Raw genomic sequence first — 22,225 nt, forward strand, 5'->3', positions numbered from 1 at the left:
ATTTCAATATTTTCCTCTTTATTTTTTACTGAAGAATTATTATCAACAACAAACAATTTATATGGGGTTTTGTATTTTTAAAAATTGAATCAATCATAAGAAATAAATTATCAAACTCATTTCTATGCATAATAACAATAGGTATCATTGCCATCCCCAAAAAAGACCCACAATCAAAGAAGCAAGTCCAACTCCGCAAAATCTGCCAAATAAATAACTATTCATGTACAAGTACAAATCACCTTTGTCCATAGATTTATATAGCAAAGGATCTAGTAAAAACAACAATACAACTCCAGCAAAAGCATTAATAAACTGACCGATACTTGCCATCGTCATTCTAAGATCATAAAATATAGAAGCTGCTAAAAATGGGAACACATACCCAAAAGATAAAACTAAAGTAGCGACAAAAGATGAAAAAAATACTTGTTTTGACCAAACTTGTGTTTTAATTTTTTCTTCTACCGTTTTCTTCAAAAGTCTTATTATTATTTTTTGTATATGAATTCTGAATTTCACAATGAATAGCTGTATAAATGCTGCAAAAAATAAACTTAGAAATGCTACTCTATAAATTAATTCATTATGATTAAATTTATCGACCAAGTAAGAAGATCCTACTGAAAAAAATACAAAAAACATTCTCCCCATGTAAAGATAAATATTAGTTAATGCAACCAATCTTCCTACCTCCTCCCGACAACCAACAGATTTAATGAGCCAAGAGGATGTCTCAATGACATAAAAAATAGCTAGTGCAAAACACAAAAAAAATATTATATATTCAACATTCATATATCTAAATATTTTTAGAATCTTTAAACAAATTCGCCTGTATAAAATAAAAGGCGGTTTCAACTCCGAAGTGCAATGCCTGAACTCCAGGTAAGTTGCACAGATGACCGCCCGATACACGCACTTGCAGCCAGAAGATCGCCTGACGCTGGCGTCGCTGCACCAACAAGGCTTCAGTCAGCGCGCGATGGCGCGGCTGCTCGGGCGCATCCCCAGCACCATTGGCCGCGAACTCAAGCGTAACCGCAGCAGCGACGGCTATGCCTTCAGGCCGGCGCAGGCTGCGTGCGAAGCGCAACGCCAGGCGGCGCGGCCACTTGCAAAGCTGCATACCGAGGGCGCGCTGTGGCGCGTTGTATGCGATCTGCTGCTGTGGCGTTGGTCGCCGCAGCAAATTGCCCGCACACTGCGGCGTATGCATCCCGATGCCCTCCGCTGGCACGTGTCCCACGAGACCATCTACAACGCCATTTATGCCTATCCGCGAGGCGAGCTCAAGAAGCAGTTGATTGCCCTGCTGCGCCAGGGGCGCAGCGGCCGCAGACCCCGCTCGGCGGGCCAGGACAGGCGAGGACAAATTCCCGAGATGGTCAGCATCCATGTGCGACCACCCGAGGTTCATGACCGACTGATGCCGGGGCATTGGGAGGGGGATCTGATCAAGGGCGCAGGCAACAAGTCCGCAGTGGGAGTTCTTGTCGAGCGCAGCAGCCGGCTGGTGCTGCTGTGCAAGATGCCTGATGCCACAGCCGAATCGGCTCTTGCGGCCTTCACCGCCAAGCTCAACCAGGTGAGCGCTCCCATGCGCCAGACGCTCACCTATGACCAGGGCAAGGAGATGGCCTGTCACAGGGAGTTGGCAAAGGCCACGAACATGCGTGTGTACTTCTGCGACCCGCACAGCCCCTGGCAGCGTGCAAGCTGCGAGAACACCAACGGGCTGCTGCGTCAGTTCTTGCCCAAGGGCACCGATCTGAGTGTCCATGAGCAGGATGCGCTGGACGCCATCGCCGATCTGCTGAACAACCGGCCCAGGCAGACATTGGATTGGCGATATCCCTATCAGGCGTTTGCGCAGTTCATGCAAGCCATCGCCCAGAGTAAGCACGCTACCATTCATTGAATATCAACCAGCGGCGTTGCACTTCGTAGTTGAAACCGCCAAATAATAGATTAGTTTGAGTGCGCGACACATACGAAGAACTGCTAACACAATCCAACATTGCGATTAAGACGAAATCCTAGGCAGTATTTCAGTACGACAAGGCAATGACGTGTCAATGGTTGCGTTAGAAGTTCTAACGTTAATTCTTTGGCGTGCCCTCCAAAACAAGAAGCATTGATCAGCTCACGCCGCCAACTTCGCCAAATCCGCCACGCGGTTCATCGCCGCATGCAGGGTGGCCAGCAGACCCAACCGATTGGCTTTGAGCGCTGGATCTTCAGCATTCACCATGACGTGCTCGAAGAAGGCATCCACGGGGGTGCGCAGGGCCGCCAGGGCTTGCAGGTTGGCGGTGTAGTCACCGGCTACCAGCAGTTGCTCGGCCTTGGGGGCCACGGTCTGCAGGGCGGCGAACAAGTCCTTTTCGGCCTGCTCCGCCAGCAAGGCTGCGTTCACCTGGGCGTGCACTGCGGTTTCGGCCTTCTTCAGGATGTTGCCCACCCGCTTGTTGGCGGCGGCCAGGGCGGGGGCTTCGGGCAGGGCGGCGAAGGCACGCACGGCTTCCAGGCGTTTTTGCACGTCGGACAGGCGCTGTGGGCGCAGGGCCAGCACGGCGTCGATCTCCTGGGCGCTGAAGCCTTGTTCGCGCAGGCTGACCGCCAAACGGTCGTAGAAGAATTCCTGCAGCTGGGCGGTCGCATCGGTGATCTTGTCGCCGAAAGCCGGCAGGGTGCTGGCCAGCAAGGTGTCTAGGTCCAGCGCCAGGTCCTTTTCGACCAGCATGCGGATCACGCCCAGGGCGTGGCGGCGCAGGGCAAACGGGTCGCGGTCGCCGGTGGGCAGGTTGCCGATGCCGAACATGCCGACCAGGGTTTCCAGCTTGTCGGCCAGGGCCACGACCACGCCGACATCTCCGCGCGGCAGTTCGTCGCCGGCGAAGCGGGGCTTGTAGTGGTCTTCGATGGCATCGGCCACGGCGGCATCCAGGCCGTCGTTCTGGGCGTAGTAGCGGCCCATGGTGCCTTGCAGCTCGGGGAATTCACCGACCATGTCGGTGATCAGGTCGGTCTTGGCCAGCATGGCGGCCAGATCGGCCTGCTGCGCCAGGGCGGTGTTGCCCAGTTGCTGGGCGATGCCCTTGGCGATGGCGCGCACGCGGTCCACGCGCTCACCCTGGGTGCCCAGCTTGTTGTGGTAGACCACCTTGCCCAGGGCTTCGACGCGGCTGGCCAAGGTTTTCTTGCGGTCCTGGTCGAAGAAGAACTTGGCGTCGGCCAGGCGGGGGCGCACCACGCGTTCATTGCCGCCGATGACAGCGCTGGCATCCTGGGGCGTGATGTTGCTGACGATCAGGAACTGGTGGGTCAGCTTGCCCTGGGTGTCCAGCAGCGGGAAATACTTCTGGTTGGCCTTCATGGTCAGGATCAGGCATTCCTGCGGCACGGCCAGGAATTCCTTCTCGAATTCGCAGACCAGCACGTTGGGGCGCTCGACCAGGGCCGTCACCTCGTCCAGCAGGGCCTCGTCGTCGATGGGGCGCACGCCACCGCCCACGCGGTCGGCCGCGGCCTGCAGCTGGCGCACGATCTCGGCACGGCGTTCGGCGAAGCTGGCGATCACGGCGCCCTCTTCGCGCAGTTGCTCGGCATAGCTGTCGGCATCGCGGATGACCACGGGGTCCACCTTGGCTTCAAAGCGGTGGCCGTGGGTGGCGGTGCCGGCGCTCAGGCCCAGGGCCTTCACCCCGATCAGCACCTGCGTGCCATGCAGGGCCACCAGGCCGTGCGCGGGGCGCACGAAGTTGACGCTGGTCCAGCCGTCCTGCAGCTGGTAACGCATGACCTTGGGGATGGGCAGCTTGGCGATGGTGTCGTCCAGGGCTTTTTGCAGACCATCGGTCAGCACCACGCCCTTGACGGTGGAGGCGTAGAACAGGGCTTCGGCCTTGCCCTCGCCCTGGCGCTGCAGGCCGGCGACGGCGGAGGCATCGGCGCCCAGGGCCGCCAGCTTCTTGAGCAGCGCGGGCGTGGGCTGGCCTGCGGCGTCCAGGCCCACGGCCACGGGCATCAGCTTTTGCGACACGGCCTTGTCTTCGGCCTGGGGCAGCACTTCGGTGATGTGGGCGGCCAGGCGGCGGGGCGAGGCGTAGGCGGTCAGGCGCGATTCGCTGGAGGCCAGCAGGCCCTGGGCCTTGAGTTGCTCGAACAGCACGGCGCCAAAGGCCTCGCCCAGCTTTTGCAGGGCCTTGGGGGGCAGCTCTTCGACAAACAGTTCAACAAGCAGATTGGATGCGTTCATGGTGTTTTGATAGCTGCCAGCGCTTACTGGATAAGGGCTAACAGCCAATTAATGCGTTAATCGATGGACACGGGGCGCACGACGCGCTCAGGCGGCCTTCTTGGCTTGCTGCTCGGCGGCCTTAGCCAGCTCGGCCAGCACTTCCTCGGCATAGGCCTTGGGGGCCATGGGGAAGCCCAGGCGCGCACGGCTGTCCAGGTAGCTCTTGCCCACGGCACGCGCCAGGTTGCGGATGCGGCCGATGTAGGCGGCACGTTCGGTCACCGAGATGGCGCCGCGCGCGTCCAGCAGGTTGAAGGTGTGGGCAGCCTTGAGGACTTGCTCATACGCAGGCAGCGCCAGTTGCGCGTCGATCAGCTGGTTGGCCGTGCCTTCGTGGGCCGCAAAGGCGCTGAACAGGAACTCGGCATTCGAATGCTCGAAGTTGTAGGTGGACTGCTCCACCTCGTTCTGGTGGAACACGTCACCGTAGCTCAGGCCGTCGGTGTAGACCAGGTCGTACACCGATTCCTTGCCCTGCAGGTACATGGCCAGGCGCTCCAGGCCGTAGGTGATCTCGCCCGTGGCGGGCTTGCAGTCGATGCCAGCGACCTGCTGGAAGTAGGTGAACTGGGTCACTTCCATGCCATTGAGCCAGACTTCCCAGCCCAGGCCCCAGGCGCCCAGCGTGGGGTTTTCCCAGTCGTCTTCGACGAAGCGGATGTCGTTCTTCTTCAGATCGAACCCCAGGGCTTCGAGCGAGCCCAAGTACAGCTCCAGGATGTTGTCGGGCGCGGGCTTGAGGACCACCTGGAACTGGTAGTAGTGCTGCAGGCGGTTGGGGTTCTCGCCGTAGCGGCCGTCCTTGGGGCGGCGGCTGGGCTGCACGTAGGCGGCCTTCCAGGGCTCGGGGCCGATGGCGCGCAGGAAGGTGGCGGTGTGCGACGTGCCGGCGCCGACTTCCATGTCATAGGGCTGGAGCAGTGCGCAGCCGTGTTCGGCCCAGTAGGACTGCAGTTTCAGAATGATTTGTTGGAAGGTCAGCATGACTTCAGAAGGTGTCTTGGTGCGCGGCGCGGGCGCGTTGGGGTCGGTGTGGATGCGCTCGGCCAACGGGCACGCGGGGTGCCGCGCACGGGCGCGCAAAACAGCGATTTTAGGCCCGCGGGCCGGGGTTTGACGCAGCCGGCCTCGGCGGTGCAGCGCCCGGCAGGCCGGCTTGCATCAAAAAGTGAGCTGATAGCGCTTGTTTTTCGAAGGTTTTCAATCGAAATGACTTCAAAACACGCGGCAGACGTACGCAAACAGCTACATTTTTTGAAAACGCCCCCGCCAGGGGCGGTGTATCCGGCCCCTACAATGTTTTCCATCTTTTTCCTGTAACCCTGCGGGCGAGGCGTGGCATGAACCTGTTCAACATCATCAAGAACCAACTGATCGAGGTCATCGAATGGACCGATGACTCGCGCGACACGCTCTCCTACCGCTGGCCGGACGACGACAAGGAAATCAAGAACGGCGCCCAGCTGATCGTGCGCGAATCGCAGCAGGTGCAGTTCGTGGCCGCCGGCCAGTACGCCGACCTGTTCGGCCCCGGCAAGCACACGCTGAGCACCGAGAACGTGCCCGTGCTGTCCACCATCCTGGGCTGGAAGTACGGTTTCCAGTCGCCCTTCAAGTGCGACGTCTACTACATCAACACGCGCCTGTTCACGGGCAACAAGTGGGGCACCTCCAACCCCGTGCTGATGCGCGACAAGGACTTTGGCGTGGTGCGCATCCGCGCTTTCGGCACCTACGACTTCCGCATCGTGCAGCCCGCGCTGTTCCTCAAGGAAGTGGCGGGCACAGACCAGAACTTCCGCATCGACGAGTTTGCCGACACCATGCGCTCGCGCATCGTCAGCGTCTTCACCGAGGCCCTGGCCAAGGCCCAGGTGCCGGTGCTGGACGTGGCCACGCGCTATGGCGACCTGGGCCAGGCGCTGGTGCAGATCATCAACCCGGCGATGGTCGAGAAGTACGGCATCGAGGTGACCAGCTTTGTGCTGGAGAACGTCTCCGTGCCGCCCGAGGTGGAACAGGCCATCGACAAACGCTCCAGCATGGGCGCCATCGGCAACCTCAACGACTATGTGAAGTACCAGATGGGCCAGGCCATGGCCAGCGGCGGCGAAGGCGCGGCAGCAGCCACCATGCCGGCCACCATGGCCATGGGCTTTGGCATGGCCCAGGAGATGATGAAACAGATGCAGCAGCCCGCGACGGCTGCCGGCCAGCCGGCCTTGGGGGCACAGGGGGCGCACGATGCCTTCTCGCCCGCCGCGGCCCAGGCCGCCCAAGCTGCCCAGGCCATGCCAGCCGGTGCTGCCCCGGCGTTGCAGGTCTACACGCCAGAGCAGGCCGCCCAACTGCTGGGCGTGGACGTGGCCGACGTGCTGGCCGAGCTGGAGGCCGGCCACCTCAAGGGCCGCAAGATCGGCGCCAACTGGCGCATTGCGCAGGCCGCCCTGGACGAATTCCTCCAGGGCTGAGCCCACCCTGCACCGCACTGCCGCTGCGCGGCGTTCCTATCGTGAACCGCAGCGTGGCGGCCCGCCCTGCGCGGTGCCCCCGCTGTTTTCCGCGCCCTGTGGCCATCCTGCCGTGACCGATACCCCCGCCTCTGCCTACACTGCAGCCCCTGATGCGGCCCCGCCCTCCATGGTGGGCAAGCACCCCTGCCCGGAGTGCGGCGCCAACCTGGAATGGAATGCCCGCGCGCAATCGCTGAAATGCCCGTATTGCGGCACCGTGGTGCCGTGGAGCGAGGAGCTGCGCGAGGAGCTGGGCCAGACCGTGGTCGAACAGGACCTGGCCGAGGCCCTGCGCAACCCGCAGAACGGGCGCGGCTGGGGGCCGCAGCGCTACGAAGTGCAATGCCAGAATTGCCGTGCGATTTCAGTCTTCGTCGACGGGCGCGTGGCCCAGCGCTGCGACTTCTGCGGATCACCATCCATCGTCGCGCACGAAGAACGCAGCGACGCCATCACGCCGCAAAGCATCCTGCCCTTCAAGGTCAGCGACGGCCAGATCCGTGACCGCATCCGCCAGTGGTACGGCAGCCGCTGGTTTGCGCCCAACAAGCTCAAGCACGCCGCGCTGACGGACACGCTGCACGGCGTCTACCTGCCCTACTGGACGTTTGACGCCCACGTCAGCGCCCGCTGGCAGGCCGAGGCCGGCTATTACTACTACACCACCGAGACCTACCGCGACGCAAGCGGCAACACGCAGACGCGCGAGGTGCGCCATGTGCGCTGGGAATCGGCCTCCGGCAGCCTGCGCCACTTCTTCGACGATGCCCTGGTGCCAGGCACCGTGGGCGTGCACACCGAACTGCTGCGCCAGGTCGAGCCCTTTCCCACCACCACGGACCTGCAGCCCTACACCCCCGAATTCGTGCGCGGCTGGACGGTGGAACGCTACCAGGTGGACCTGCGCAAGGCCGCCCAGCGCAACGAGCAGGACATGGACGCCGAGGTGCGCGCCCTGTGCGCACGCCAGATCCCTGGCGACACCTACCGCAACCTGCAGGTGCAACGCACGTACAGCGGCCGCACCTTCAAGCACGTGCTGGTGCCGGTGTGGCTGGTGGGCTACACCTACGGCAGCCAGAACTACCAGATCGTGGCGAATGGCTACACCGGTGCGATCGCCGGCGAGCGGCCCTACAGCTGGGTGAAGATCGCCCTGGCCGTGGTGGCCGCCCTGATCGTCGCCATGCTGGTGTGGAGCGTGGCCCAGAACGCCTGACGGCGTGGCACCCCCGCCGTCGCCCCGCACAGCCCAAAGGCTGCCACGGCAGCCCTGGAAGGAGTGGTGGCCCAGCGGCACGAGGACGCACCACGTCGCCCGAGGCGCGTGTGCGCCGCGCTGGATGCCTCTTACAGCGTGAACACCTCGGCCTGCCGCAAGGCCGGCTGCTGCCGGTCCTTGTCCGACAGCACAAAGTCCATGCCCAGGTTCGGCCAGGCAATGTCCAGGTCCGGGTCGTTCCAGGCGATGCCCCGGTCAGCCTGCGGTGCGTAGTAGTTCGTGGTCTTGTACAGGAAATCCGCGCTCTCGCTGAGCACCACGAAGCCGTGCGCAAAGCCCGGCGGAATCCAGAACTGCTTGTGGCTGTATTCGGTGAGCTCTTCACCCACCCACTGACCGAAGGTGGGCGAACCCTGGCGAATGTCCACCGCCACGTCCCAGACCGCACCACGCACCACGCGCACCAGCTTGCCCTGGGCGTGCGGCGGCAACTGGTAGTGCAGGCCGCGCAGCACACCCTGGCTGGAGCGGCTGTGGTTGTCCTGCACGAACGTGAACGCCGTGCCCGTGGCGGCATTGAACGCCGCCTGGTTGAAGCTTTCGTAGAAGAAGCCGCGGGCATCCCCGAAGACCTTGGGTTCCACCACCATGACGTCGGGAATGCGGGTGGGCGTGGCCTTCATCGCATGCTGCCTTTCAGGCATTGCACCAGGTACTTGCCATAGCCGTTCTTCAGCAGCGGCTGGGCCAGCTGCTCCAGCTGGGCGGCATCGATCCAACCGCTGCGAAACGCGATCTCCTCGGGGCAGGCCACCTTCAGGCCCTGGCGCTGCTCCAGCGTGGCGATGAACTGCCCCGCTTCCAGCAGGCTGTCGTGCGTGCCGGTGTCCAGCCAGGCATAGCCACGCCCCATGAGCTGCACATTCAGCTGGCCTTGCTGCAGGTACAGCGTGTTCAGGTCGGTGATCTCCAGCTCGCCGCGCGCGGAGGGCTTGAGGGACTTGGCCAGCTCCACCACCTGCGCGTCATAGAAGTACAGGCCGGTCACCGCGTAGTTGGACTTGGGCACCTTCGGTTTTTCCTCCAGCGACAGCACGCGGCCCTGGGCATCGAACTCGGCCACGCCGTAGCGCTCGGGGTCCTGCACGTGGTAGGCAAACACGGTCGAGCCGGTCTGCTGCGCATCCGCATCCCGCAGCAACTTCTGGAAGTCGTGGCCATAGAAGATGTTGTCGCCCAGCACCAGGGCGCTGGGTGCGCCATCCAGAAACTGCTCGCCAATCAGGAAGGCCTGGGCCAGCCCGTCCGGACTGGGTTGCACGGCGTACTGCAGGTTCAGGCCCCATTGGCTGCCGTCGCCCAGCAGCTGCGTGAAGCGCGGCGTGTCCTGAGGGGTGCTGATGATCAGGATGTCGCGGATGCCCGCCAGCATCAGGGTGCTCAGCGGGTAATAGATCATGGGCTTGTCATAGACCGGCAGCAGTTGCTTGCTGATGGCCAGCGTGGCCGGATGCAGGCGTGTGCCCGAGCCGCCCGCCAGAATGATGCCTTTGCGTGGTGTGGTCATGGTTCAAAAAATAAGGAGCTATCAGCGCTTGCTGGATCAGGGCTGGAGCCGGTTTTAACGGTTTACTACAAAATCTCGCGCAGCATGCGGGCCACGCCCTGCTGCCACGGCGGCAGGTACAGGCCCATCGTACGCTGCAGCTTATCGGACGACAGCCGCGAATTGGCCGGGCGCCGCACCGGTGTGGGAAAGGCGCTGGTCGGCACCGGCGCCACCTCGCGCACCGGCCAGTGCAGGTCCGGGCGCAGCTGCCGCGCCTGGTCAATGACCTCATCGGCGTAGGCATGCCAGGTGGTCGCGCCGCCGGCCACGCAGTGGTACAGGCCCTGGTCCTGGGGGTGGCGCTGCACATGGCGGATGGCATGCGCCGTCACATCGGCCAGCAGGTCTGCGCCCGTGGGGCCCCCCACTGGTCGTTGATGACCGTCAGCCGCTCGCGCTCCTGGGCCAGGCGCAGCATGGTCTTGGCAAAGTTGCCGCCGCGCGCGGCGTAGACCCAGCTGGTACGAAAGATCAGATGCCGACAGCCACTGGCTTGAATGGCCTGCTCGCCCTCCAGCTTGGTCTGGCCGTACACCGACAGTGGCGCCACCGGGGCCTGTTCGTCACGCGGCGCCGTGCCGCTGCCATCGAACACATAGTCGGTGCTGTAGTGCACCAGCAGGGCATCCAGGGCCCGTGCCTCGTGCGCCAGCACGCCCGGGGCCGCCGCGTTCAGCAGGCGGGCCAGTTCGGGTTCGCCTTCGGCGCGGTCCACGGCCGTGTGGGCCGCGGCATTGACTATGACGTCCGGGCGTACCGTGCGCACGGTCTGCGCCAGGGCCTGCAGCTGGCCGATGTCGCCGCACAGCGCGGTGCTGCGGCGGTCCAGGGCTACCACCTCGCCCAGCACCGCCAGGCTGCGCTGCAGCTCCCAGCCAACCTGGCCCGCGCAGCCCAGCAGCAGGATCTTCATGCCGGCTCCTGCGCGCTGTACTGCTGGTGCACCCAGTCGCGGTAGCTGCCGGACTGCACGTGGGCCACCCACTCGGGGTGGTCCAGGTACCACTGCACAGTCTTGCGGATGCCGGTGTCGAAGGTTTCGGCGGGCTTCCAGCCCAGCTCGCGTTCCAGCTTGCGCGCATCGATGGCATAGCGGCGATCGTGGCCAGGGCGGTCCTGCACAAAGCGGATCTGCTCGGCGTAGGACTGACCATCGGTGCGCGGGCGCAGCTCGTCCAGCAGGGCACACACGGTCTTCACGATGTCGATGTTGGCCTGCTCGTTCCAGCCCCCGACGTTGTAGGTGTCGCCCAGCCGGCCGGCTTCCAGCACGCGGCGGATGGCGCTGCAATGGTCGCGCACATACAGCCAGTCGCGGATCTGCTGGCCATCGCCATAGATGGGCAGGGGCTTGCCCGCCAGGGCATTCACGATCATCAGCGGGATGAGCTTTTCGGGGAAATGCAGCGGGCCGTAGTTGTTGCTGCAATTGGTGGTCAGCACCGGCAGGCCATAGGTGTGGTGCCAGGCGCGCACCAGGTGGTCGCTAGCCGCCTTGCTGGCCGAGTACGGGCTGTTGGGCTCGTAGTTGTGCGATTCGGTGAAGGCCGGGTCGGTGGCGCCCAGCGTGCCATAGACCTCGTCCGTGGACACGTGCAGAAAGCGGAAGGCCGACTTGGCGTCCGCCGGCAAACCGCTCCAATAGGCACGCACGGCCTCCAGCAGGCGGAAGGTGCCCACCACATTCGTCTGGATGAAATCTTCCGGGCCGTGGATGGAGCGGTCCACATGGCTTTCCGCCGCAAAGTTCAGCACGGCACGCGGCTGGTGCTGGGCCAGCAGCTGCGCGATCACGGCGCTGTCACCGATGTCGGCCTGGACGAAGCTGTGGCGCGCATCATCGCGCACCGACGCCAGGTTCTCCAGGTTGCCGGCATAGGTCAGCTTGTCGATGTTGACCACGGGCTCGCCCGTGGTGGCCAGCCAGTCGAGCACGAAGTTGGCGCCAATGAAGCCGGCGCCGCCGGTGACAAAAATCATGGATGAGGGTCCAGGGTTGCAAAAGACAGAGGCTGCATTATCGGACAGCCGCCATCCCCCTGGCGCTGCCGGCCTCAGCCCCAGCGCTGCTGCGCCATCACCAGCAGGCCTTCGAAGATCAGGTTGTCCACCAGCTCAAACGGGCGCGTCATGCTGGGCACCATCTTCCAGCCCGCACCACCGGCCATGATGCAGGCCGGCTCCATGCTGCAGTGCAGGTACAAGTGCTGGTAGGTGCGCTCCACCGCCCCGGCGATCGCATAGGTGCCGCCGCTGGTCAGCGCATCGCTGGTGTTCCTGGGAAACGGGGTGACCGATCCGGTCGGCACATGCAGGCCGGCGGTGCCGCTTTCCAGCGCGCGCAGCATGATGCCGTGGCCCGGCAGGATCAGCCCGCCCAGGAAGTGGCCCTGGGCATCCAGGGCATCCACCGTCACGGCCGTGCCCACCATGACCACGATCAGGGGCCGCTCATTGCCACGCTGCAGGATGTGGTGGCGCGCCCCGATCATGGCCACCCAGCGGTCGGCGCCCAGGCGCGAGGGATGGTCGTAGCCATTGGTCACGCCCGCCTCCTGCAGCGCCGGCACCACCCACCGCGGCTCCACCTCCCAGCCCAGCATCAGCTCCATCTGATCGTGCACCCGGCGGCGCGCAGTCTCGCCGGCCACCACGCAGCCCAGCATGCGCGTCGGCGGCGGCAGCTTGCTCCAGGGGCCTTCCGCCAGGCGCTCAATGTGCTCCAGAAACTCCGCGCCATGCGCCAGCAAGGCCGCGCCGTGACGGGGAGAGTCATACATCGCCCACTTCAAGCGGGTGTTGCCGATATCGATGGCCAAAAAAGTCATGGGCGGCATTATCAAGATTTTTGCCCGGCCACCTCTGTGCTTTTGGCGATTCAGCCCTTCACCCGCCCATGGCACGCCACAGATTGTCAAAAAATTCCACGTAGGAACGGTCTGACCCAGTCCCCCCGCACCTTGCCGCTACAGTGCCAGTTCCATCCCCACCCTTTTTCAGGAGTACACGCATGGGCCTGTTCAGTTTCATCAAGGAAGCCGGCGAAAAGCTGTTCGGCGGCAAGGATGCCCACGCCGCGCGCCCGACACCTCCCAGGAGGCGCTGAATGCCAAGGCGGCAGCGGCGATTGAAACCTACATCGGGGTGCAGAAGCTGGGCGTCAGCCAGCTCAAAGTGCACTACGACGGCAACCAGGGCAAGGTCACCGTGACCGGCGAGGCCCCCACCCAGGCCATCAAGGAAAAGGTCACCCTGTGCTGCGGCAACGTGGCCAGCGTGACCGCCGTGGACAACCAGATGACCGTGACCCAGCCGGAGCCCGAGGCCCAGTACCACGACGTGGTGCGCGGCGACACGCTGTCGGCGATTGCCAAGAAGTACTACGGCGATGCCAACAAGTATCCCGCCATCTTCGAGGCCAACAAGCCCATGCTGTCCCACCCGGACAAGATTTACCCGGGACAGAAGCTGCGCATTCCGGCGCTGTGACCGTCGGTACTCCCAGCAAAAAGGCGCTCTCGGGCGCCTTTTTGCATGCATGGGGTCATGCCATGACGTCCCAGAGACGTCCGCACAACGCGCTCGCAACGGGAAAGGGGCCGCCTTGCACGGCCGCTCATGCCCTGGTCACTGGCGCCAGGGCAGGCCCTGCTTGCGCCAGCCGCCGAGCTGGCCACGGTGGCCGTTGGCGTCGATGTCGCCCTCGAAACCCTCGAGGATGTTGTAGGCCTCGATGCCCAACTGCGCCGCCCGCGTGGCTGCGGCCACCGAGCGCACGCCGCTGCGGCACAGCAGCACGACCTTGCCGCCCGGCGGCACCGCCGCCTGCAACTGGGCGTCGAAATGTGGGTTGTTGGCCATGCCGGGCCATTGCTTCCACTCGACCGGCACGGCACCGGGCACCTGGCCCACCCAGGCCCGCTCGGCGTCCGTGCGCACATCCACCAGCACGGCCGAACCGGCCTGCACCCACTGCCAGGCCAGCGCTGCCGGAATATCGCCGGCATAGGCGGCAGCGGGAATCACGGTCAAATCTTGGGGTGTGGTCATGGCCATCCTTGGGGAAAAACTGCCCGCCAGTGTGGCACAGCGGGCATGGGCTGCCAATCCAGGCGCAGCAAAAAGCATAGCTGCTTGCGCCTACCCAACGATGACTTCAAATACAAATAGCTTTCAAAGCTTAGCCAACCGTGCGCCAAGCGCTCACTTTTTACAGATCCCACTCCGGAATCGGCTGCTGGCGCAGCTCGGCACGCAGGCGGGTGTAGTCCGGACACACCGTGGCCACCACCGCCCAGAAACGCGGGCTGTGGTCCATCACGCGCAGGTGGGACAGCTCGTGCACCACCACATAGTCCAGCACCGGCAGGCGAAAGTGCAGCAGGCGCCAGTTCAGCATGATGCCGCCGTCGTGCTTGGCACTGCCCCAGCGGGTGCGCGCATTCGTCAGCCGCAGGCTGCGCCATTGCACGCCCAAGTCCGGGGCGAAGCGCTGCAGACGCTGTGTCAACAGCAGGCGCGCATGGCGCAACCACCAGGCATGGACCTGGCCGCGCACGCTGGCGGGCAGCGCATCGACCGGCAGCGGCACGTGCAACACCCAGCGCCCCTCGCCCACGGCCAGCAGCTCACAGCCGCGCGCGGCTGCCGGGTGCAACTGCAAGGTCAGCAGCCCGCCCAGATACGGCAGCTGCGCGCCCTGGCCCCAGTCCACCTGCGGGGTCTGCTGCACGCGCAGGGCCGAGGCGGCCAGCTTGTCCAGCACCCACTGGGCCTTGTCCTGCAGGGCGGATTCGATCTGAGCCACGCTGACGCGCAAGGGCGCGCGGATGGTCAGGCCGCTGGCCCCCACCTCCAGCCCGATGCTGCGCCGACGGCTGCGCACCAGCAAATAAGCCACGCGGGCACCGCCCAGAGGGACGGTGTGCGTGGCTTGCGGGTGGGCGTATGCCGGAGCGTTCAAGTGGTGGGCGTGCTGGAGCTGTCGGGCAGTGCCGCAGGGTAGGCTGCGGGGTCCAGGCGGCGCATCTCGCCTTCGATCCAGGCCTGCACCTCTTCCATCAGCTCTTCGTGCTTGCGCCCCGCGCTGGGGATCATCGGGCCGATGGAGACATCCACCACGCCAGGGGTCTTGACGAAGGACTTGCGCGGCCAGCACTTGGCCGAGGTGACGGCAATCGGCACCACGGGCACACCGGTCATGATGGCCAGGCGCGTGGCGCCGGTCTTGTACTCGCCCACTTCGCCACGCGCCACGCGCGTGCCTTCGGGGAACATGATGACCCAGATGCCCTGGGCCAGCAGGCGCTTGCCCTGCTCCACCACCTTGTGGAAGGCGCGCGAGCCGTGCTTGCGGTCGATGTGGATCATGTCCAGGCTGCCGATGGACCAGCCGAAGAAGGGAATGCTCAGCAGCTCCTTCTTGAACACATAGGCCAAGGCGCGCGGCATGATGGCCGGCATCAGAAAGGTCTCGTAGGTGGACTGGTGCTTGCACAGCAGCACCACGCCCTGCTGCGGGTCGGTGGGCAGGTGCTCCATGCCCTGCACGCGGTACTTGACGCCGCAGAACCAGCCCGCGCTGTCCACGCTCAGCTTGAGCCAGGCGCGCGCAATCGTCCAGCGGGCCGCCGGCGAGCCGCCGCACACACGCACCAGCAAGATCAGCAGCGTGTAGGGGATGACGGTGATGCCCATCCACAGCATGTGGACCAGGGAGCGCAGAAATGACATGGGAACAATCCTAAAAATGCAAAGAGGCCGGCGTTGCCAAACGGTTGCAATCCGGTCTCATGCCACCTGCAAGGGGGGCGACGCCTGGGCATCCGGGGCCAGCGCATCCGCCACCGCGGCCCAGTCTGGGTAGCAGGCCACCGGCTGCGCCACGGGGGGGATAACAGTCTGGGCGGCATCGGTGCCCACCCACACCAGGCGGGCGCCCATCGCCTCGCCGGCTTCCAGGTGGACAGCGTCCTGGCCGATGACCCACACCTGGTGGGGTTCAGCCCCATAGCGGCTGGCGATCTGCTGCAGCAAACCGGGTGCCGGTTTGCGGCACTGGCAGGCTTCGTCGGGGGTGTGCGGGCAGAAGAACACAGCCTCGACCCGGGCACCCACCGCCGCCAGCTCGCGCTGCATGCGCAAATGCAGGGCGTTGAGTTCCGTCACATCGAAGCTCCCACGCCCCAGACCGGGCTGGTTGGTGGCCAGCGCCACGTGCCAGCCACCCCGGTTAAGCTGCGCAATCGCCTCCAGCACGCCGGGCTGGGGCTGCCAGTCCTTGAGAGGGACAAGTGCATCCTCGCCCTCGGCATGGAGGGTCCCGATCCGATCCAGGATGGCCAGCTTCATAGGTGTGAATCGCAGCAAACGTGAGAGAGGGCAACTGCCAGCGGCGCCACGGGCCACAGCTTGTGCCGCCCGTGCGCGCCGCTTCTATGATGGTGCAGCTTTAGGCCCCCGTCCAGCGACGCAGCACCAGGCTGGCATTGGTGCCGCCAAAGCCGAAGCTGTTGGACAACACCGTGGTCAGCTGCGCATCGCGCGTCTTCGTCACCAGCGGCATGGCGCCCAGGCTGTCATCGGGCGTGTCCACGTTGGCGGACCCGGCGATGAAGCCCTTGTTCAGCATGATCAGGCAGTAGATGGCTTCCTGCGCACCGGTCGCCCCCAGCGAATGGCCGGTCAGCGACTTGGTGGACGAGAAAGGTGGCACCTGGTCGCCAAACAGCACCTGCATCGCGCGCACTTCCTGCATGTCGCCCACCGGGGTCGAGGTGCCATGGGTGTTGATGTAGTCGATAGGACCATCCACAGTTTCCATGGCCTGCTTCATGCAGGCGATGGCGCCGTCGCCCGAAGGCGCCACCATGTCTTCGCCATCGCTGGTGGCGCCAAAGCCCACCACTTCGGCCAGGATGGTCGCACCGCGCGCCAGCGCATGCTCCAGGCTCTCCAGCACCACGGCACCGCCGCCGCCGGCGATCACAAAGCCATCGCGATGGGCGTCGTAGGCACGCGAGGCCTTCTCGGGCGTCTCGTTGTACTTGCTGGACATGGCGCCCATGCCGTCGAACAGCAGGGACATGCCCCAGGACAGCTCTTCACCGCCGCCGGCAAACATCACGTCCTGCATGCCCCAGGCGATCTGCTGGGCCGCGGCACCGATGCAGTGGGCCGAGGTGGAGCAGGCCGAGGTGATGGAGTAGTTGATGCCCTTGACCTTGAAGTTGGTCGCCAGACAGGCCGAGACCGTGGAACTCATGCAGCGCGTGACCTGGTACGGCCCCACGCGGCGGATGCCCTTCTCGCGCAGGGTATCGGCCGCCTCGATCTGGTTGGCCGGCGAACCGCCGCCCGAACCCATGATCAGACCAGTGCGCGGATGGCTAACCATCTCGGGCGTCAGGCCCGCCTGGGCAATCGCGTCTTCCAGAGCGATCTGGGCATAAGCTGCCGCATCGCCCATGAAACGCAGCTGCTTGCGGTCAATGCGCGCTTCGATGTCGATCTCGGGAATACCGGCAACCTGGCTGCGCATGCCCAGTTCGGTGAACTGTGGCATGGCCTTGATGCCAGAGCGACCTTCCCGCAGGGAGGTCTCTACGGTGGCCAGATCGTTACCAATGCACGAGACAATGCCCGCGCCCGTGATGACTACGCGCTTTTTCATGCCGCTGTCCCTTGGCCGTCGCCTTCACGCAGGAACAGCCCCACGCGCAGATCGTTGGCCACATAGATTTCCTGGCCGTCGGCCAGCAAACGTGCATCCCCAATCGCCATGTTCAGCTTGCGCTTGATCACGCGCTTGATGTCGATCTCGTAGCGCACCAGCTTCACATTCGGACCCACTTCGCCTGTGAACTTGACTTCGCCGGCACCCAGCGCGCGGCCACGGCCGGGCAGTTGCAGCCAGGTCAGGTAAAAGCCGATCAGCTGCCACATGGCATCGAGGCCCAGGCAGCCAGGCATGACGGGGTCGCCCTGGAAATGGCACTTGAAGAACCACAGATCGGGGTTCACGTCCAGCTCCGCCACGATCTTGCCCAGGCCGTGCGCGCCACCGTCGGTATCGATGTGCGTGATGCGGTCGAACATCAGCATCGGAGGCAGGGGCAAACGCCCGCTGTCGGGCTTGAACAACTTACCCTCACCGGAAGCGATCAGTTGTTCGTAGGAAAAAGAATCAGCCATTTGTCTAACTTGCTTGGCAGTGGCATTTGCCACTGCTTGGTTTCTCGTGTGTGTAATCGCAGGAGTTTATACATGCGCGGCGTACAGCCGCACATTATGGAAGTTCACAGGCCGTTTCTCGGCCGAAAGTCCCTGCAAACTCCGCACAACGTGTCAATCACACCCTGTTTGCTCAATTTTTTCTGCGCGGTCTGGCACCCCAGACCACCACCGCCATACAGCCCAGCCACAGCGGCCACAAACCCAGGCGCGAGACCCAGAAGGCAAACGGCGTCACGCCATCGCGCCCTTGCACCTCGGCGACCAGGACCCCCTGGGTGTGCGACGGTAGCGAAGCCGTGACCGCCCCCCGGTGATCGATCACCACGGTGGCCCCGGTATTGGTGGCACGCAGCATCGGACGCTCGAACTCCAGCGCCCGCATGCGGCTGATGTGCAAATGCTGCTCCACCGCAATGCTGTCGCCAAACCACGCAATATTGCTCACATTGACCAGCACGGTGGGGGCGGTCGCAGCCTGGCTGAAATGCGCCCCCAGTTCTTCACCAAACAGGTCTTCGTAGCAGATATTCGGGGCCCAGCGCTCGCCATGCCACGCCATCGGCGCCTGCCCGACGCTGCCGCGGGCAAAACTCCCCAGGGGGATGTCCATCATGCGGACGAACCACTGGAACAAGGGCGGCACGAACTCGCCAAAGGGCACCAAGTGGTGCTTATCGTACCGATATTCTGTCATTTCCCCCGGCACCCAACCCACCACCGCATTGCTATAGCCCTGCGTTTCACTCCCCAAGGGCATGCCGATCAGGGCGGCAGAAGGGCTGCCCGGCTCCCGGTAGGGGGCCGAGATGGCGGCCAGATAGTCCGCCGGCAATTGCTGGGGCAGTACAGGAATCGCCGTTTCGGGCGCCACCACCAGCGCTGCAGGTTTTTGCAGCAGTTGCAGCCCGTACCACTCCAAAGCCCGCGCAATGCCGCCACTCGGAATGAATTTTTCATCCTGCGGAATATTGCCCTGCAGCAAGGCCACCGACACCGGTGCGCGCCCCTGCACAGCCTGGGCCTGCTGCTGCACCCAGGCGGCAGCCGCCCACAGGCCCAGCGCCACTGCGCCCACGCCCAGCAACACCCGGGTGCGCTGCCACAGCGGTGCCACCTGGACCAGCGCCATCGCCAAGGCGGCAGCCACCGCACCGGTGCCGTAGACCCCCAGCCAGCGCGGCCAGACCGACAATGGGCCCTCGACATGGGCGTAGCCGCCCGCCCCCCAGGGGAAACCGGTCCACAAGGTGCCACGCGCCAGTTCTGCGATGGTCCAGCACGCAGCAAACAACAGCACGGCGCGCCATCCGGCACAGTCCGCGCGGCGCCAGATCCAGGCGGCCACGGCGTAGTAACTGCCCAGGAAGGCGGCCAACGCCAGGACGGCCAGCACCGCCAGGGGCGCCGGCAGGCCGCCATAGGTATGCATCGAAATGAACAGCCACCAGAAGGTGCCGCACAGCCAGGCGGTGGCAAACAGCCAGCCGCGCCATGCCGCCTGCCGGGCACTGGGCGCGCGCTGCACTCCCAGGCACAGCAGGCTGAGTGACAGGATTTGCAGCCACCACAGCGGTTGTCCGCTGCCAGGCCAGGCCAGGGCTGCTGCCTGCAGCCCACCGGCCAGCAGCACCCCGCACCACCACCCCCAGGCGGGTCGGGCAGGTGCCCTGAAAGAGAGCCCATGGGCCCGCGCCATCGTCATTCGCTCACACTTTCCGTCGTTCCATCGTCCCTGCGCCGCACCTGGAACCAGCGCACCGCGCCGCCCTTGGCGTGCAACACCACGAACTGCAGACCGGCCACCTCCCAGGACTCACCACGCTTGGGCAGGCGCCCCATGGCATGGCTCACCCAGCCACCAATCGTTTCGAAGTCTTCAGCCTGGGCCTCCTGGTCGAAGCGCACCCCAAAAGCATCGGCCAGCCGCTCCAGCGGGGTGTGCCCTGCCACGCGGTAGGTGTTGTCGGCCAGGGCGAAGATGTCACCGTGTTCTTCGGGGATGTCGAACTCGTCCTCGATCTCCCCGACGATTTCCTCCAGCACGTCCTCCATGGTCACCAGGCCCGACACCTTGCCGAACTCATCGACCAGGATGCTCATGTGGTTGCGGTTGGTGCGGAATTCGCGCAGCAGGTCGTACAGGCCCTTGGTCTCCGGCACGAAGATCGCCGGGCGCAACAGGGAGCGCAGATTCAAGGACGGCGAGCGCTGCAGCTTGAGGAGGTCCTTGGCCATCAGAATGCCGATGATGTTGTTCCGCTCCCCCTCGTAGACCGGGAAGCGCGAGTGCGCCGTGCGGATCACCTGGCCCAGCAGTTCGTCGTAGGGGGCGTGGATGTCCAGCACGTCGATGCGCGGGGCGGCCACCATAATGTCGGTGGCCGTGCGGTCCGCCATGCGGATCACACCCTCCAGCATCACGCGGGCCTCGGTGCCGATGACTTCGTTGTCCTCGGCTTCGGCCAGGGTTTCGATGAGTTCATCCTTGGAGTCGAGCCCCGGGTGGATGAATTCGACAATCTTTTGCAGAAAGCTGCGCTTGTCTTCGCGCTCCGGGTGGCGCGCAGGGTGCGGGTCTGACACAGACGTTCAGTGCAGGACATGCAGTTGTGGAGAGGGCACCAAGGATAGCGGATTCACTGCGGGCCTCCAACCTCGGTGCCGCGCGCCTAGGCGGCGCGGTCCCGGGGAACAGGGCTTACTGCGCCGATTTGTGGCGGCCTTCGCGCACGTCCTGGCGGATTTCCTGCACGTCAGCCAGGATGGACCAGAACTGCTTGGCCTGCTTCTTGAGCTGGTAGTCCACCTCGGCCACCTGGTTGTCCCACAGCTCGGAGACATGGGTGTCCAGCCCGGCGGCGGGCAGCTGCAGGTAGGCCTCGGACTCGGTGCCGTCACGCTGCACGCGGGCGCCGGCGTTGCGGGCGATCTTGAGCATGGCGGTGTTCTCGCTCAGCGCGTGGATGAACATCATCTCCACCCCCTGGTTGCGCGAATGTAGGACGGCGCGGGCGAACAGGCGCGTGCCCAGGCCCATCCCCCGTGCGGTCTTCAGCACCGACACCCCGAATTCCGCGCAGTTGCTGTGGTGCGCCAGGTCGGTATAGGCCAGGTGCGCCATGGCGATCAGCTCCAGCCGACGGTTGAAGATGCCGAAGATATCGTCGCGATCGAAGTCCAGGTTGTCCGCGTAGCGCTTGACCTGCTCGTCGTTTGCGGCGTAGCCGAAGCGCAGGTAGCGGTCGCTGGGGTCCAGCTTGAGCAGGTGCGCACGGATGCGATCGCGGTGGCGGGCGGACAGTTCACGGATGGGCACCAGGGTCGGCACGCTGCGGGCCGACGCGGCTTTGCGCAGCCATTGCTGGCTGGCTTTCCAAGGGGCAGTGATCCAACGGAGAGGCTCGGTCATGGGTCAAAAGTCCTGTGCGGCTGGGCACATTCTTTCAGGCATCGCGCGCCACATCCACAGCGGTGTTTCCCAGGCGGCGCACAAACCTAGGGTTTACGCTTAATTGCTGCATTGCAACATAAAACACATGCACTGTGTACCCGCATGGGCAAGCGGCTGTCATTCTGGCGACCGCTGCGCAGCATTTGCACCACAAAAAAACAGCACCGGTCGGTGCTGTGGTGGCGAGTTGCGGCGCCACTTGCAAAAAACGTAGCTGCCAGCGCTTGCTCAAGCTTCGATTCAATCAGATATACATCTGAATCGCTGATGCAGCCAGCGCCTAGCGCTCTGCTTTTAGAAGCTCAGACCGGCACCGACGTGGTCGCCTTGACGCGGTCCAGCACAAAGCTGGTCTTGCAGTCGGCCACGCTGGGGTGCTTGAGCAGGGTTTCCATGATGAAGCGGCTGTAGTGCTGCATGTCCGACACCACCACGCGCAGCAGGTAATCCATGTCCCCGGTCAGCGAGGCGCATTCCACCACCTCGGGCCAGTTCTGCACGCTCTGCTTGAAGGCATCCATGGGGTTGCGCTTGTGAATTTCGGTGCTCTTTTCCAGGCGCACATTCAGATAGGCCGTCAGCCCCAGGCCCACCTTTTCCGGCGGCACCAGGGCCACGTAGCGCTCGATCACCCCCGCTTCCTCCAGACGCTTGACCCGGCGCAGCACGGCGCTGGGCGACAGGCCGACTTGCTCGCCGATCACGTCATAGGTCTCACGGCCGTTTTCCTGCAGACGACGCAGGATGGAACGGTCCAGCTTATCGAGGGTGTGTTCTGTGCTCATGTCGGAAGATTTTATGCACCCCACCACGGAGACAGGCGGGTTGTGCCACGATATTTGCGGAAACCGCACGTTGCACGCATTTTTCTTGAGCGTCCAGGCCAACCCAC

Annotated in this window: 20 protein-coding genes and 2 pseudogenes; 4 read left to right on the forward strand and 18 right to left on the reverse strand. The window is 63.9% G+C overall.

From position 1 onward, the window contains the following. Positions 1-144: 144 nt before the first annotated feature. A complete protein-coding gene (locus tag SJH88_RS05575) occupies positions 145-798 on the reverse strand; it encodes a DUF2837 family protein (RefSeq protein WP_274753841.1) in 654 nt (217 codons plus the stop codon). Positions 799-901: 103 nt separating this feature from the next. Here SJH88_RS05575 and SJH88_RS05580 point away from each other — a divergent pair, with 103 nt between their 5' ends. Next, a complete protein-coding gene (locus tag SJH88_RS05580; RefSeq protein WP_274753842.1) occupies positions 902-1,921 on the forward strand; it encodes an IS30 family transposase in 1,020 nt (339 codons plus the stop codon). A gap of 225 nt (positions 1,922-2,146) precedes the next feature. On the opposite strand, the gene glyS is transcribed toward SJH88_RS05580, so the two are convergent. Then, on the reverse strand, positions 2,147-4,261 hold the full coding sequence (glyS, locus tag SJH88_RS05585) for a glycine--tRNA ligase subunit beta (RefSeq protein WP_274753843.1): 2,115 nt from the start codon (positions 4,259-4,261) through the stop codon (positions 2,147-2,149). An 87-nt stretch (positions 4,262-4,348) separates the two neighbouring features. Beyond that, entirely contained in the window at positions 4,349-5,287 is a 939-nt protein-coding gene (gene glyQ / locus SJH88_RS05590) for a glycine--tRNA ligase subunit alpha (RefSeq protein ID WP_274753858.1), read from the reverse strand. A gap of 356 nt (positions 5,288-5,643) precedes the next feature. On the opposite strand from glyQ, the gene SJH88_RS05595 reads away from it, so the two are divergent. Next, complete coding sequence (locus SJH88_RS05595; RefSeq protein WP_274753844.1) at positions 5,644-6,774, forward strand: SPFH and helix-turn-helix domain-containing protein; 1,131 nt, start codon at positions 5,644-5,646, stop codon at positions 6,772-6,774. Between the two features lie 112 nt (positions 6,775-6,886). After that, a complete protein-coding gene (locus SJH88_RS05600) occupies positions 6,887-8,035 on the forward strand; it encodes a TFIIB-type zinc ribbon-containing protein (RefSeq protein WP_274753845.1) in 1,149 nt (382 codons plus the stop codon). Between the two features lie 131 nt (positions 8,036-8,166). Here SJH88_RS05600 and rfbC read toward each other — a convergent pair whose 3' ends face one another. From rfbC to SJH88_RS05625, 5 genes and pseudogenes are all read right to left on the reverse strand, one after another. After that, on the reverse strand, positions 8,167-8,721 hold the full coding sequence (gene rfbC, locus SJH88_RS05605) for a dTDP-4-dehydrorhamnose 3,5-epimerase (RefSeq protein WP_210929531.1): 555 nt from the start codon (positions 8,719-8,721) through the stop codon (positions 8,167-8,169). Continuing rightward, positions 8,718-9,605 (reverse strand): glucose-1-phosphate thymidylyltransferase RfbA, encoded by an 888-nt coding sequence (gene rfbA / locus SJH88_RS05610; RefSeq protein WP_274753846.1) that lies wholly within the window; start codon positions 9,603-9,605, stop codon positions 8,718-8,720. The genes rfbC and rfbA overlap by 4 nt, the downstream gene beginning before the upstream one ends. Positions 9,606-9,670: 65 nt before the next feature. Then, positions 9,671-10,560: pseudogene (rfbD, locus tag SJH88_RS05615) on the reverse strand (dTDP-4-dehydrorhamnose reductase). Beyond that, positions 10,557-11,627: a dTDP-glucose 4,6-dehydratase gene (gene rfbB / locus SJH88_RS05620; RefSeq protein WP_274753847.1), complete on the reverse strand. Its 1,071-nt coding sequence runs from the start codon at positions 11,625-11,627 to the stop codon at positions 10,557-10,559. Before rfbB ends, rfbD begins: the two are co-directional and overlap by 4 nt. A gap of 74 nt (positions 11,628-11,701) precedes the next feature. After that, complete coding sequence (locus SJH88_RS05625) at positions 11,702-12,475, reverse strand: type III pantothenate kinase (protein ID WP_274753848.1); 774 nt, start codon at positions 12,473-12,475, stop codon at positions 11,702-11,704. 182 nt (positions 12,476-12,657) lie between these two features. Between SJH88_RS05625 and lysM the strand changes: the two are divergent. Then, positions 12,658-13,136: pseudogene (gene lysM, locus SJH88_RS05630) on the forward strand (peptidoglycan-binding protein LysM). A 138-nt stretch (positions 13,137-13,274) separates the two neighbouring features. Here the strand turns inward: lysM and SJH88_RS05635 are convergent. From SJH88_RS05635 to SJH88_RS05680, 10 genes are all read right to left on the reverse strand, one after another. Continuing rightward, the gene (locus SJH88_RS05635; RefSeq protein ID WP_274753849.1) at positions 13,275-13,703 is read right to left on the reverse strand and encodes a rhodanese-like domain-containing protein; all 429 of its coding nucleotides are present in this window, start codon (positions 13,701-13,703) and stop codon (positions 13,275-13,277) included. A gap of 154 nt (positions 13,704-13,857) precedes the next feature. Next, entirely contained in the window at positions 13,858-14,610 is a 753-nt protein-coding gene (locus tag SJH88_RS05640; protein ID WP_274753850.1) for a M48 family metallopeptidase, read from the reverse strand. Beyond that, on the reverse strand, positions 14,607-15,380 hold the full coding sequence (locus SJH88_RS05645; protein WP_234686977.1) for a lysophospholipid acyltransferase family protein: 774 nt from the start codon (positions 15,378-15,380) through the stop codon (positions 14,607-14,609). The genes SJH88_RS05640 and SJH88_RS05645 overlap by 4 nt, the downstream gene beginning before the upstream one ends. Before the next feature lie 57 nt (positions 15,381-15,437). Further along, on the reverse strand, positions 15,438-15,998 hold the full coding sequence (locus SJH88_RS05650) for a D-glycero-alpha-D-manno-heptose-1,7-bisphosphate 7-phosphatase (protein WP_274753851.1): 561 nt from the start codon (positions 15,996-15,998) through the stop codon (positions 15,438-15,440). 100 nt (positions 15,999-16,098) lie between these two features. Further along, on the reverse strand, positions 16,099-17,319 hold the full coding sequence (fabB, locus tag SJH88_RS05655; protein WP_042417934.1) for a beta-ketoacyl-ACP synthase I: 1,221 nt from the start codon (positions 17,317-17,319) through the stop codon (positions 16,099-16,101). Next, a complete protein-coding gene (gene fabA, locus SJH88_RS05660; RefSeq protein ID WP_043383086.1) occupies positions 17,316-17,840 on the reverse strand; it encodes a bifunctional 3-hydroxydecanoyl-ACP dehydratase/trans-2-decenoyl-ACP isomerase in 525 nt (174 codons plus the stop codon). The genes fabB and fabA overlap by 4 nt, the downstream gene beginning before the upstream one ends. Before the next feature lie 172 nt (positions 17,841-18,012). Then, entirely contained in the window at positions 18,013-19,578 is a 1,566-nt protein-coding gene (gene lnt, locus SJH88_RS05665; protein WP_274753859.1) for an apolipoprotein N-acyltransferase, read from the reverse strand. Between the two features lie 2 nt (positions 19,579-19,580). After that, the gene (locus SJH88_RS05670) at positions 19,581-20,465 is read right to left on the reverse strand and encodes an HlyC/CorC family transporter (RefSeq protein WP_274753852.1); all 885 of its coding nucleotides are present in this window, start codon (positions 20,463-20,465) and stop codon (positions 19,581-19,583) included. Between the two features lie 115 nt (positions 20,466-20,580). Then, positions 20,581-21,291: a GNAT family N-acetyltransferase gene (locus tag SJH88_RS05675; protein WP_274753853.1), complete on the reverse strand. Its 711-nt coding sequence runs from the start codon at positions 21,289-21,291 to the stop codon at positions 20,581-20,583. Between the two features lie 344 nt (positions 21,292-21,635). Next, the gene (locus SJH88_RS05680; RefSeq protein WP_042417951.1) at positions 21,636-22,118 is read right to left on the reverse strand and encodes an Lrp/AsnC family transcriptional regulator; all 483 of its coding nucleotides are present in this window, start codon (positions 22,116-22,118) and stop codon (positions 21,636-21,638) included. Positions 22,119-22,225 lie beyond the last annotated feature (107 nt).

It is taken from the genome of Comamonas sp. GCA5, from assembly GCF_036541385.1.
Taxonomy (GTDB): Bacteria; Pseudomonadota; Gammaproteobacteria; order Burkholderiales; family Burkholderiaceae_C; genus Comamonas; species Comamonas aquatica.